The sequence below is a fragment of the Micromonospora sp. NPDC048887 genome, assembly GCF_040649715.1.
In the GTDB taxonomy this organism is placed as follows: domain Bacteria; phylum Actinomycetota; class Actinomycetes; order Mycobacteriales; family Micromonosporaceae; genus Micromonospora.
This window is the reverse complement of record NZ_JBEZGA010000024.1, coordinates 24,494-36,323: the sequence shown is the minus strand read 5'-3', so window position 1 is coordinate 36,323 and position 11,830 is coordinate 24,494. Positions and strand designations below refer to the sequence as shown.

The window sequence follows — 11,830 nt, the reverse complement described above, 5'->3', positions numbered from 1 at the left end:
ACCGGCTGCCGCCGGTCGGATCACCCGGATACGGACCGGCCACCGCCGGTCGGACGTGTCGCCCGGTCGTCCGGCCGCCGGACCGGCAGGATGGGCGGCATGGCCGAGCCGCACGACCTGACCGCGCTGGAACAGGCCGCCGCGATCCGCCGGGGCGAGCTGTCCAGCCTGGAACTGGTCGAGCACCACCTGCGCCGGGTCGAGGCGCTCGGCGACACTGTCGGCGCGTTCGTCACCGTCACCGCCGAGCGGGCCCGGACCGCCGCCCGCGCCGCCGACGCGGTGGCGGCGGAGGAACGCGGCCCCCTGCACGGGGTGCCGACCGCGATCAAGGACCTGACGCTCACCGCCGGGGTACGCACCACCTTCGGCTCGGCCGCCTTCGCCGACTTCGTCCCACCCGTCGACGCCGACGTGGTCCGCCTCCTGGCCGACGCCGGCCTGGTCAGCCTCGGCAAGACCACCACCTCCGAACTCGGCTGCTCGCTCTACTCCGAGGGACTGGTGGCGCCACCGGCCCGCAACCCGTGGGACCTCGCGTACACGGCCGGCGGATCCAGCGGCGGCGCGGCGGCAGCTGTCGCCGCCGGGCTGGTCCCGGTGGCGCAGGGCTCCGACGGCGGGGGCTCACTGCGCATCCCGGCCGCGCTCTGCGGACTGGTCGGCTACAAACCGAGCCGGGGCATGGTCTCCGGCGGGCCGCTCGGCTTCGGCGGCTTCGGGCTGCCGGTGAACGGGCCGATCGGCCGTACCGTGGCCGACGTGGCCGCGCTGCTCGACGTGCTCGCGCGGCCGGTGCCCGGCGAGCCGTACCTGCCGCCGGCCGCGCCCGCCGGCGGGTACCTCGGCGTCACCCGCGCCGCCCGCTCCGCCGGCCCCGGCCGGCTGCGCGTCGGCCGCTTCACCACGCCGATGCTCGCCGACGAACCGGTCCACCCGGACTGCGCAGCCGCCGTCGACCGGACCTCCGCGCTGCTCGCCGACGCCGGCCACGAGGTGGTCGACGTCCCCGCGCCGCTCGGCCCCGAGGCGTGGCCGCTGTTCGAGACCGTCTGGTACGCGCTGGCTGTCACCCCCGTCCCGGCCGGGCGGGAGGGCGACCTGCTGCCGCTGACCCGGTTCCTGCGCGAACGCGGCGAGGCGCTCGGCACGGCCCGGCTGATCGCCGCGCTCGGCGAACTCCAGGCGCAGGTACGCCGTGGCGTACGCCGTACCGCCGGCTGCGACCTGCTGCTGTGCCCGACGCTCGCGGCCCCGCAGGCGCCGGTGGGGGCGTTCGCCGCCCTCGAACCGGCAGAGGACTTCGACAGGCAGCGGCGTTTCTCGCCATACTGCGCGGTCTTCAACGTCACGGGCGATCCGTCCGTTTCCCTGCCGGTCGGGCGGACCGCCGACGGGCTTCCGGTGGGGGTGCTGCTCACCGGTCGCTACGGCGACGACGCGACACTGCTCGCCACTGCCGCGCAGCTGGAGCACTGGAGTGACGGATGGGATCAGCACCCCGCAATCTGGCGGGCCGCCGACTCCGCTAACGTGAACATCACAAGTGAGGTGGGGCGCGACCGGTCCTGACCGGCCAACCGACCCGCCATTCCTGGTCTCTCTTTCCGCCTGGGGGCGTTGGGATTGTCTGTTACCGAGACGTTGGTGGTCTTCGTCGGCATCCCGGTCGCCGCGGTGCTGCTGATCGCCGCCCTGGCGGCCGCCGGCAGCCGTGGCAACGGTGGCGGCGCCAAGCGCTACCGGCCGGGCCGGCCCTTCGACTTCACTCCGGTCTGGTTCCTGAGCCGTCCGGAGCAACTGGCCGACTCGGCCGGCACGGCCCTCGCGGCCGGGGCGCAGGCGCCGGCGTTGACCAGCCGCAAGCAGGAGCAGGCCGGCCGGGAGGCACCGGCCGCTGGAACCGGAGGCGCAAGTGACCGTTGGTGAAGCGCGGCCCACGACGGGGACGGGCACCCCGCCCGCGGTGCTGGACGGACCGTTCTCGACCCGTCAGCTGCTCCGCATCGACGAGGCGCTGCGCCTCGCCGACCAGGGCACCGGCCTGGTCTTCTCGGTGTTCGTCGGCGGCCTCGACGAGCCGATCCGGGAACACGCCGAGCGGCTGCACCGGCAGCTCGGCGAGCCGGACCGCTCGGTGCTGATCGCGGTGTCGCCCAACCAGCGGCAGCTGGAGATCGTCACCGGCAAGTACGCGCGCAAGCGCATCCCGGACACGTACGCCAAGCTGGCCGCGCTCTCCATGGTGGCCGCCTTCGGCGGCGGCGACCTGGCCGGCGGCATCATCCAGGGCCTCGACCAGCTCGCCAGCCACGCCGGCAAGGGCTGATCCGCCCGCACGCACACACGACGAAGCCCGGCCCGCGTACGCGTGGGCCGGGCTTTCTCGTGGTCCCAGCCGGGGCCGGCGCGGGCTGCCACCCGCGCCGGCCCCGGCCGGCATGCCTCACTCAGGCGGTGCGCGCGTCCCGCTCGCGGGCCTTCAGCGCGCGGACCACACCGTCGCGGCCCTCGGCCACCAGCCGCCGCAGCGACGCCGGTCGCCCGTCCTGGGCCAGCCACGCGTCGGTGGCCGCGACCGTGTCCTCGTCGACCAGGTACGCCGGGTAGGCGAGCTGCACGAACTCCTGCGCCGGCTCGCTGTCGCGCTGCGCCCACACCTGGTCCACCGTGGCGAAGTACCGCTCCCGGTAGGGCGCGGTCAGCTCGACCTGCGCCGGGTGGGTGAAGCCCTGCAGCAGCGCCCGGTTGCGCCAGTTGGGCAGCGCGTCCGGGCCGGTGAGCAGTGCCCACACCGCCGCCTTGTTCTCCACGGTCGGCACCAGCGCGTGCGCGTACGCTGCCTCCCGCTCGCCACTGGCGGTACGGTCGGCGGCCAGCTCCGCGTCCACGTCGGCGGCGCCCGCCGCGCCGTTGGCGACCAGCGACTGGAGCACCGTCCAGCGCAGCTCCGTGTCGACGGTCAACCCCTCCGGCACCCCGTTGCCGTCCAGCCAGCCGCGCAGCGTGGCCAGGTCCTCACCGGAGCGGGCCGAGGAGGCGTACGCGCGAGCCCAGGCGAGCTGGAAGCCGCTGCCCGGCTCGGCCGCCGCGAGCCCGGTCCGCGCGGTACGGGCCAGCTCGGCCCAGCCGGTCGGCGCCCAGGCCGGGTCGGCGTAGAAGGTGAGCGCGGTGGTCGCCTGCCGCAGCGTGGCGGTGATGAGGTTGATGTCCGTCTCGGCGGTCAGCCCGGCCAGCACCAGCGCCACGTAGTCGCGGGCCGACAGCTCGGCGTCGCGGGTCATGTCCCAGGCGGCGGTCCAGCACAGCGCCCGGGCCAGCGACGAGTCGAAGCCGGCGATGTGCTGCACCACGGTGGCCATGGACCGCTCGTCCAGCCGCAGCTTCGCGTAGGTGAGGTCCTCGTCGTTGAGCAGCAGCACGTCCGCGGCGGGCTTGCCGTGCAGCTCGGACAGCTCGGTCAACTCGCCGGTCACGTCCGTCTCGATCAGCTCCCGGCGCACCAGCCGGCCGTCGGTCAGGTCGTACAGGCCGACGCCGATGCGGTGGGTACGCAGCGTCGGGTAGCCCGACGGCGCCTCCTGCTGGACCACCACCCGCTCGTACGTGCCGTCGGCGCCGATGGTCACCTCCGGGCGCAGCGTGTTCACCTGCGCGGTCTCCAGCCACTGGGCGGCGAACTTGCGCAGCTCCCGGCCGGAGGCCGCCTCCAACTCGGACAGCAGGTCGTCGAAGGTGGCGTTGCCCCAGGCGTACTTGCCGAAGTAGGCGCGCAGGCCGGCCAGGAACGGCTCCTCGCCCACGTACGCGACGAGCTGCTTGAGCACGCTCGCGCCCTTGGCGTACGTGATGCCGTCGAAGTTGACCTCGACGGCCTCCAGGTCCGGCATCTCGCAGTAGACCGGGTGGGTGGAGGAGAGCTGGTCCTGCCGGTAACCCCAGTTCTTGCGGATCGACAGGAACGTGGTCCACGCGTCGTTGAACCGGGTGGCGTTCGTGTTGCACCAGTGGCTGGCCCACTCGGCGAACGACTCGTTCAGCCACAGGTCGTTCCACCAGCGCATGGTGACCAGGTCACCGAACCACATGTGCGCCAGCTCGTGCAGGATCGTGTTGGCGCGCTGCTCGTACTCGAAGTCGGTGACCTGCGAGCGGAAGATGTAGTGCGACTCGGCGTGCGTGACGCAGCCGAAGTTCTCCATCGCGCCGGCGTTGAAGTCCGGCACCCAGAGCTGGTCGTACTTGGGCAGCGGGTAGCGCACGCCGAACTTCTCCTGGAAGAAGTCGAAGCCCTGCGTGGTGATCAGGTGCAGGTCGTCGGCGTCCATGTGCTGAGCCATGCTGGCCCGGCAGAAGTAGCCCATGTCGATGCCGTCGTGGGTGCGGCGTACCTCGTGGTACGGCCCGGCGCAGAGCGCGGTGATGTAGGTGCTCATCCGCTCCGACACGGTGAAGTGCACCGTCTTCAGGCCCTCACCGGCGGCCTCCTCGCGCGCCACCGGCATGTTCGACACGACCCGCCAGTGCTCCGGGACGGTGGCGTGCCAGGTGTAGACGCTCTTCAGGTCGGGCTGGTCGAAGCAGGCGTAGACCTTCTGCGCGTCAGCGGTCTCGAACTGGCTGTAGAGGTAGGTCTCGCCGTCCACCGGGTCGACGGTGCGGTGCAGGCCCTGCCCGCTGTTGGAGTAGCCGAAGTCGGCGTCGACCACCAGTACGTTCTCGGCGGCCAGGCCGCTGAGGGTGAGCCCCTTCTCGGCGGACCAGCCGGACAGGTCGACCGGCTCGCCGTTGAGCGTGGCCGAGCGCACCGATTCGGCAGCGGTCTCGATGAAGGTGGTCGCTCCCGGCTCGGCGCAGCGGAACCGGACCTCGGTCACCGAGCGGAACGTGCGACCGGTGGACTGCACCGCGGTCGACAGGTCAAGGCTGATGTCGTACCCGGTCACCTCGAGCAGGCGGGCCCGCTCGGTAGCCTCGACCTGGGTCAGGTTGCGCACTCCCGGCACTGTTCGTCTCCATCCCGCTCGTCTCGCCGCGCCCCGCGGCGCCGGTTCTCGCCCGGCCGCTCGTGACGGCCCGCTGCGAACCGAGTCTTCCATGTACGGACAGCCCTCGGTGGTCGAGGTCACGCTCTCATTCCGGTACCGGTCTATGCGGTGCGGGGTGAGGATCGAAGGTGACCGCGCCGGGTCCCCGGCGCGACGATGGCGTGAAGGGAAGACACAGTGACCGAACGTGTCACCGCGGACATGTGGTTCGACCCGCTGTGCCCGTGGGCGTGGATCACCTCCCGTTGGCTGCTGGAGGTCGAGCAGGTCCGGGACGTGGACATCCGGTTCCACGTGATGAGCCTGTCCGTGCTCAACGACGGCCGGGAACTGCCGGAGGAGTACCAGGACCTGATGGTCAAGGGCTGGGGCCCGGTGCGGGTGTGCATCGCCGTCGAGCAGGCGCACGGTGCCGAGGCGCTGGCGAAGCTCTACACCGCGATGGGTACCCGGATCCACCTCCGCCAGGAGGAGCTGGGCCGGGAGATGATCGTGGGCGCGCTCACCGACGTCGGCCTGGACCCGGCGCTCGCCGACGCGGCCGATTCCACGCAGTACGACGACGCGCTGCGGGCCAGTCACGAGGCGGGCATGCGGCCGGTCGGCACCGACGTGGGCACTCCGGTGATCCACGCGCCGGGTCCGGACGGCGGTCAGGTCGCCTTCTTCGGCCCGGTGATCACCCCGGCGCCGAAGGGCGAGGCGGCCGGCCGGCTCTGGGACGGCGTGCTGCTGGTCTCCGCCACCCCCGGTTTCTACGAGCTGAAGCGCACCCGCGAGCAGGGCCCGATCTTCGACTGAGCGTGGGACGTGGCGCGTCCGAGCCCCGCACCGCCCGTCACCGGGCCGGTGCGGGGCTCGTTTCACCGGGTGTCCCAGCCGACGGCCCGCGGGGCCGCGGCACGGCAGTTCCTGGAGGCGTTCCCATGGCCAAGCACCGCCGCATGTCCGACGACGCGCCGCAGCAGGCGACCGAGGACTCCGGTGCGACGTACTGGTCGGTGACCGAGAGCGACTGGCCGGTCGGCCCGGCCGAGGTGGCCGACCTGCTGGCCCCGCCGATCGTGGTCGGCGTGGCCCGGGTGGTGGCCACCTCGCGGATGACACCGCCGGATGAGCCCGGCCGGCCCGCCCGCGCGCCGTCGCGGTCCGGCGCCGCCGCCCACCCGGCCGCCGCGGGTGCGACGACGGTACGCCTCAACGCCGGCTCCCGCCCCGCCGCGCCGGCCCGCCGTCCGACTCCCGGCCGGCACCGCAACGCCACCGCCTGAGTCGCCCTTCCCGGTGTTAAGAAGGGGCCCTTCCTCTACCGGAGGCGTTAACCGGGGGCCCTTCCTTTCACCTGGTGGTAAGCGGGTGAGTCGGGCGGCGGCGGCGATCGGGGCCCGGGTAGCGTCAGCTGACATGACGGTCGTGCATCCGATCGCCCGGGCCTGGATCACCACTGGCGGCACCGGCGCGCAGAACTACGACGAGTTCGCCGACGACGCGGAGATCACCTCCATCGTCGAGGCGAATCCGCACAGCGCCCTGGGCATCGAGATGCCCCACCGGGCGCCCGGCAGCCTCGGGAAGTCGTTCCTCGACGCGCTGCCCGACGCGGTGGCGCGCCTGGCCGAGGCGAAGGCGGACGGCAGCTACACGCCGGCCGAGCAGGTGGTGGTGCTCTACCGGATCAGCGCGCCGGGCGAGGAGAGCGCGTACGGGCTGTGGGCCATGGTCGACACCGACCAGATCTCCACCCGCGCCGACGAGCCGGGCCTGGTCATCCGCAACGAGGACGTGTTCATCGCCAAGGTGCGCGAGCGCGTCGCCCTGGCCGAGGCGCTCGGTCACCTGCTCTCGCCCGTACTCCTGCTGCAGACCGGCAAGGGCGACGAGCTGCACGCCGCGCTCGCGGCGGCGACCGACGCGGCCGGCGCGCCCGCCGCGACCGACGTCGACCAGTCCGGTCGCACGCACGCGATCTGGCTGCTGGGCCCGGGTGCGGCGCAGGACGAGCTGACCGCGCTCGCCGGCGGCGGGGACCTGGTGGTCGCGGACGGCAACCACCGCAGCCTGGCCGCGCAGACCGGTGGTTTCCCGCGCTTCCTCTCGGTGATCACCACGCCCGCGTCGGTCGCCATCCAGCCCTACAACCGGCTGGTCAGCGAGCTGACCACCACGCCGGACGAGCTGCTCGACCGGCTGCGCGCGGCGGGCGCGGAGGTCACCCCGGCGGCCGGGCCGGTCGACGTGCCGGCCACCGGCGGCGTCGTGCACCTCTATCTCGGCGGCCGGGGGTACGCGGTGACGCTGCCGCACGTCGGCGCCGGCCGGCTGGAGAACCTCGACCACGCGCTCGTCGAGCGCCTGCTGCTGCGCGACGCCCTGGGTCTCGACCCGGGCGACAAGCGGATCACGTACGTGGGCGGCGACTACCCGGCGAGCTGGCTCGTCGGTGAGGTCGACGCCGGCCGGGCCGAGCTGGCGGTGCTCGTCGCGCCGGTGACCGTCGACGACTTCGTCGCGGTGAACCTGGCCCGGGAGAAGATGCCGCGAAAGAGCACCTGGTTCACCCCGAAGGCGCGGGCCGGCTTGGTCGTGGCCGAGCTGCCGCACTGACCGTGTGACGAAACCGCCTCCGGGTCGCCGCCCGCGCGCCGGCCCGGGGGCGGGCCTGTCAGACTGCGCGGTATGCGCGTCTACCTGGGATCCGACCACGCCGGTTTCGAGTTGAAGGTGCACCTCGCCAACCACCTGGCCAAGCAGGGCTACGAGGTGGTCGACGTGGGCCCCCACGTCTTCGACCCGGACGACGACTACCCGGCGTTCTGCCTGCACACCGGCGACCGGGTGGTCGGTGACCCGGGCAGCCTCGGCGTGGTGATCGGCGGCTCCGGCAACGGCGAGCAGATCGCCTCGAACAAGGTGGCGGGCGTCCGGGCCGCGCTCGCCTGGAACGTCGACACCGCACAGCTCGCCCGCGAGCACAACGACGCCAACGTCGTCGCGATCGGCGCCCGGCAGCACACGCTCGACGAGGCGACCGCGCTGGTCGAGGCGTTCCTGACCACGCCGTTCTCCGGCAACCCCCGGCACAGCCGGCGCATCGAGCAGGTGGCCGCCTACGAGCAGAGCCGCCGCCTGCCCGAGCTGCCCGCCTGACCGGACACCCTTCTCGGCGAGCCGGTCACCGGGCCCGGGCCGGAGCCGCCGTACCGGCCTCCGCGGGCTCAGCGCCCGTTGCGGGGCAGGTCCTCGCGCGGCACCCAGTTGCGGCGGATGAGCACCACCCGCTGTTCGGCTTCGGCGAGGTCGTCCTCGGTCGGGCGGGCGGCGTCCCGTGCCCGCAGCGCGGCCGTCACGCTCACCTGCGACGAGCCGGAGCCGACCAGCCCGCGCAGCCCGCGCTCGCCCTCCTCGGCGGGAGCGGGGGAGCGCCGGCCCCGGGGCTCCGGCTCGCCCGGCCGGCCGGCGCGCGGGGACCGGGGCGTCACGTCGTCGTGTACGGGTGCGGTGCTGGCGGTGCTGCCGTCGGCACCCGTGCCGCCGGCACCGGTTCCGGTGGTCTCCGTCGGCGGGACGGCGTCGCCGTGATGCCGTAGCCGTCGTCGCCGTCGCTCCGCCTCACCCATCCCCCGACCGTACCGCCCCCGAGCCCGCCCGCGCGCCGCTCGCACCCCGCGCGGCCCACACACGCTCCCCGACACACCCGATCCAGCCAGCCTCCGTCGATCATGGAGTTGTGGCGCCCGGAGTGCCCCGTAAGCGAGGTATGCGAGGTGCCACAACTCCAAGGTCGACGGGGCACCCGCCCGCACGATCATGAAGTTGGCCTGGATAAAACGGACGCTTCGCGCCGCTAACTTCATGATCGCCGGGGTGGGCCGGGCGCGCGGGCCGGGGTGGGCCGGGTGGGCGGGCGCGCGGGCCGCTGGGGACGGCTAGAAGACCTCCATGGGGGAGGGGGCGCGGTGCCAGGTGAAGGCGGGGTTCAGGGCGGTCAGGGTGCCCGGGATCAGCTCCTTCACTCGGCCGGCGGCGGCCAGCGCGTACGGGTTCGCGCCGCCGAGGTACATCTCGCCGAGCGTGCGTACGTCACACGCCAGCCCCGCCGGGCCGGTGGTGGGCGTGCACTGCGCGCCGTCGCGTCCACCGACCAGCTGCCAGCGGCCCGTGTTCTCCTTCAGCAGATCGTCGGTGACCTCGATCACCACGTCGACGTCGGTGGCGTAGCGCCGGGCGGCCAGCGCGGCCGGCACGTCCACCACGCGTACCCAGAGCGCGTCGGCGAGCTGCGGCGAGAGCTGGCGGGGCTCGTCCACCAGTCGCAGCAGCGGCTCGTCCAGGGCCGCGATCGGGAACGACAGCCGGCGGGTCAGGTCGACCGAGAGCAGCAGCCGCCAGAGCGCCGTGTACGCCTCCGGCGTCGCCGCCACCACCTCACCGACCTGCACCTCGGCCTGCGGTCCGGTGGCCGTCGAGCTGTCCCTGGTCCGGTAGAGCGCGTAACCGTCGGGGCCGCCGGCGCCCTCGTGCAGCAGCACCCGGCGCTCGGTGGCGCCGCCCCGGTGCGCCTTGAGGTCCGCCAGCAGGTACGACCACCAGCGCTCGTCGCGCCGGGACCAGCCGGGACGCCCGGCGCGGACCCGCTCGTACAGCCGGGCCAGTTCGTCGCGGTGCGCGTCCGGACGGTCCAGTCGCAGCGTGCCCTCGGCGGACGCCGGGGCGGGCAGGCGCAGCCCGGTGGTGTCCGCGGACAGCACGTAGCGCGGCGCTGCCGACCCGTAGCCGAACCGGGGGTAGATGCGTCCCTCGCTGGCCCAGAGCACCGCGACCGGTTCCCGGCCGGCGTCGCGGACGTCCCGCAGCTGGCGGCGCATCAGCGTGGTGAGCAGGCCGCGCCGCCGGTGCGTCGGCGCCACCGCGACCATCGTCACGTGCGCGGCCGGCACGTCCGCGCCGGGGACCGCGAGGTCGCGGCTGAACGCGGCGGCGTGCGCCACGGCCGTGCCGCCGTCACGGACCAGCAGCGACCGGTCCGGCTCGAAGATCGGGCGTTCCAGCGCCTGTACGTCGGGGTCGAGATCGCCGTGGAAGGCCAGCGCCAGCAGCGCCGCGATGTCGTCGAAGTCCTCGGCCCGGGATACCAGCACGTCAGTCACGGCACGTGTGTATCGCACCGTGATGGGGGTCGGCACCCTATTTGCGGGCTGGCTACCCTCGGAACCGAGGCCGGAACCGGTCGAGGGGGAGGACGGAAGATGGCGGACCAGACACAGCCGTGGGCCGAGCGCACCGTGGAGGTGCCGCCCCAGCCGGGCGTGGTGCCCCCGCAGCGGGACGCGTTCCAGCGCGGGGTGGCGGCGGTCGGTCAGCCGCGCCCGTCGCGTACGCCCCGAACCGAGCAGTTCCCCACCGTCGAGCACGGCGACTGGGCGGCCGAGCCGGCGCCGCGCCGGCCGATGAGCTGGCACCTGGCCCAGGCGCGCAAGGGCGGCGAGCTGAGCGCCGCCGGCGCTCTGTTCGCGTTCGTGTGCTGGGGCATCTGGGCGATCTCCGGCCGGGGCAACCTCGTGGCCCCGCTGCTCACGTTCGTGCTCAGCCTGCTCACCGCGGTCGGCCTGTTCGCGCTGGCCCGGCTGCTCGGCCGGCTGATCCTGGAGCGGCAGTTCGGCCGGGTGCGCCGCAGCGCCAAGGGCGCCCACCTGGTCACCGCGTTGTTCCTGGCCGGCGTGGGTGTGGCGTACCTCCAGCAGACCGAGTGGGTGGTCTCCGCCTGGAACTGGGTGACCGGCAGCTGAGCCGGCAGGTCGTCCGTCCGGCACGCGCCGGACGGACGACCCGGGGTGTCAGAAGGTGGTCGGGGCGCCGGCGGTCTTGCAGGCGGCGTTGATGTCCTTGCTGGCCTTCTCCATGGCCGGGTTGTCGGCGGCGGTTCCCGGGTCGGCGGCCGAGCCCGCCTTGCCGGCCTCCGCGGCGAACTCCTTCAGGGCGGTGGCCGCCTTGCCGTCCCCGGCGGTCCCGGCCAGCTTGGCCACCCGGTCACCGAGTTCGGTCAGGATCTCGCCGGTCTGCTTCGTCAGGTCGCCACCCGACTGCACGGCGGTCATGAGCTTCGCCCGCATGTCCTTGTTGATCTTTTCTGCGGCGGTGCAGAGGTCCTTGTCACTCATCGCGGCCGCCGAGGGCGAGGGGGCCGCCGTGGAGGGTACGGCGGAGGCCGAGGTGGCCGCCGGCCCGGCCGTGGTCGCTGGCTTCTCGTCGCCGCACGCGGCGAGGCCCAGCACGGCACAGGCAAAGAGGATCGGGATGATCCGGTTCGTTTTCACGCCTGGGCACGCTAGTCGATGCCCGTCATTGATCAAACTCGGTTTGCCGGGGCCGGTCCGCGGAATGCGCGGGCGGGCGGCATTCGTGCCGCCCGCCCGCGTCCGGCCGCGGTACGCCGCGACGCCGGTCGTCGCTCCACCAGGACCGTTCTGCCTTACCCCGCCCCACGGGCTTCATCCGTCGCCCGTTGGGCTGAGCGGTCACCGCTGCTCGTCGGCCTTCGGCGACGCGACCCGGGCCGCCGGGTCCTCGACGCCCGGCTCGCCGCCACCGGGCGCCACCATGCCGTCGTAGTTGTAGACCACGCCGTCGTCGCCGTGCTGCTTGGTGGTCCGGATGTAGCGGTGGATCATCCCATCGATCTCGATCTCCACCAGGGCCTTGCCGTCCGCGTCCTGGCTGCTGCCGTCGCGGGGACCGCCGACCAGGTACGCCTTCGTGTTCGTCTCCATGTGCCCGCCCTACCC

The 11,830-nt window shown here is 73.6% G+C and carries 13 protein-coding genes; 8 read left to right on the top strand and 5 right to left on the bottom strand.

Features of this window, described 5'->3' with window-relative positions; translation table 11 throughout:
- Positions 1 to 99: 99 nt before the first annotated feature.
- From AB0C17_RS27050 to AB0C17_RS27040, 3 genes are all read left to right on the top strand, one after another.
- Positions 100 to 1,572, top strand: a complete 1,473-nt coding sequence (locus AB0C17_RS27050) for an amidase (RefSeq protein ID WP_357481084.1) — start codon at positions 100 to 102, stop codon at positions 1,570 to 1,572.
- A gap of 72 nt (positions 1,573 to 1,644) precedes the next feature.
- Positions 1,645 to 1,929 (top strand): hypothetical protein, encoded by a 285-nt coding sequence (locus AB0C17_RS27045; RefSeq protein WP_357386386.1) that lies wholly within the window; start codon positions 1,645 to 1,647, stop codon positions 1,927 to 1,929.
- Entirely contained in the window at positions 1,916 to 2,329 is a 414-nt protein-coding gene (locus tag AB0C17_RS27040) for a DUF5130 family protein (protein ID WP_357386324.1), read from the top strand. The genes AB0C17_RS27045 and AB0C17_RS27040 overlap by 14 nt, the downstream gene beginning before the upstream one ends.
- A gap of 121 nt (positions 2,330 to 2,450) precedes the next feature.
- Here the strand turns inward: AB0C17_RS27040 and pepN are convergent, their stop codons facing one another.
- On the bottom strand, positions 2,451 to 4,997 hold the full coding sequence (gene pepN / locus AB0C17_RS27035; protein WP_357481081.1) for an aminopeptidase N: 2,547 nt from the start codon (positions 4,995 to 4,997) through the stop codon (positions 2,451 to 2,453).
- Positions 4,998 to 5,225: 228 nt separating this feature from the next.
- On the opposite strand from pepN, the gene AB0C17_RS27030 reads away from it, so the two are divergent.
- From AB0C17_RS27030 to AB0C17_RS27015, 4 genes are all read left to right on the top strand, one after another.
- On the top strand, positions 5,226 to 5,849 hold the full coding sequence (locus AB0C17_RS27030) for a disulfide bond formation protein DsbA (protein ID WP_357386328.1): 624 nt from the start codon (positions 5,226 to 5,228) through the stop codon (positions 5,847 to 5,849).
- Positions 5,850 to 5,974: 125 nt separating this feature from the next.
- Positions 5,975 to 6,319 carry a hypothetical protein gene (locus tag AB0C17_RS27025; protein ID WP_357481078.1) on the top strand — a complete coding sequence of 115 codons (345 nt, stop codon included), beginning with the start codon at positions 5,975 to 5,977 and terminating at the stop codon, positions 6,317 to 6,319.
- 133 nt (positions 6,320 to 6,452) lie between these two features.
- A complete protein-coding gene (locus AB0C17_RS27020; RefSeq protein ID WP_357386332.1) occupies positions 6,453 to 7,652 on the top strand; it encodes a DUF1015 family protein in 1,200 nt (399 codons plus the stop codon).
- 72 nt (positions 7,653 to 7,724) lie between these two features.
- Positions 7,725 to 8,195 carry a ribose-5-phosphate isomerase gene (locus tag AB0C17_RS27015; protein ID WP_013288048.1) on the top strand — a complete coding sequence of 157 codons (471 nt, stop codon included), beginning with the start codon at positions 7,725 to 7,727 and terminating at the stop codon, positions 8,193 to 8,195.
- Positions 8,196 to 8,263: 68 nt separating this feature from the next.
- Here AB0C17_RS27015 and AB0C17_RS27010 read toward each other — a convergent pair whose 3' ends face one another.
- Positions 8,264 to 8,665: a hypothetical protein gene (locus AB0C17_RS27010; protein WP_357481075.1), complete on the bottom strand. Its 402-nt coding sequence runs from the start codon at positions 8,663 to 8,665 to the stop codon at positions 8,264 to 8,266.
- Positions 8,666 to 8,974: 309 nt separating this feature from the next.
- Positions 8,975 to 10,195, bottom strand: a complete 1,221-nt coding sequence (locus tag AB0C17_RS27005; protein WP_357481072.1) for a GNAT family N-acetyltransferase — start codon at positions 10,193 to 10,195, stop codon at positions 8,975 to 8,977.
- 99 nt (positions 10,196 to 10,294) lie between these two features.
- On the opposite strand from AB0C17_RS27005, the gene AB0C17_RS27000 reads away from it, so the two are divergent.
- Entirely contained in the window at positions 10,295 to 10,834 is a 540-nt protein-coding gene (locus AB0C17_RS27000; protein ID WP_357473218.1) for a hypothetical protein, read from the top strand.
- A gap of 48 nt (positions 10,835 to 10,882) precedes the next feature.
- On the opposite strand, the gene AB0C17_RS26995 is transcribed toward AB0C17_RS27000, so the two are convergent.
- Together AB0C17_RS26995 and AB0C17_RS26990 are read right to left on the bottom strand one after the other, a co-directional pair.
- The gene (locus AB0C17_RS26995; protein WP_357473216.1) at positions 10,883 to 11,362 is read right to left on the bottom strand and encodes a hypothetical protein; all 480 of its coding nucleotides are present in this window, start codon (positions 11,360 to 11,362) and stop codon (positions 10,883 to 10,885) included.
- Between the two features lie 201 nt (positions 11,363 to 11,563).
- Positions 11,564 to 11,815: a hypothetical protein gene (locus AB0C17_RS26990; protein WP_269704528.1), complete on the bottom strand. Its 252-nt coding sequence runs from the start codon at positions 11,813 to 11,815 to the stop codon at positions 11,564 to 11,566.
- Between the last annotated feature and the right edge of the window lie 15 nt (positions 11,816 to 11,830).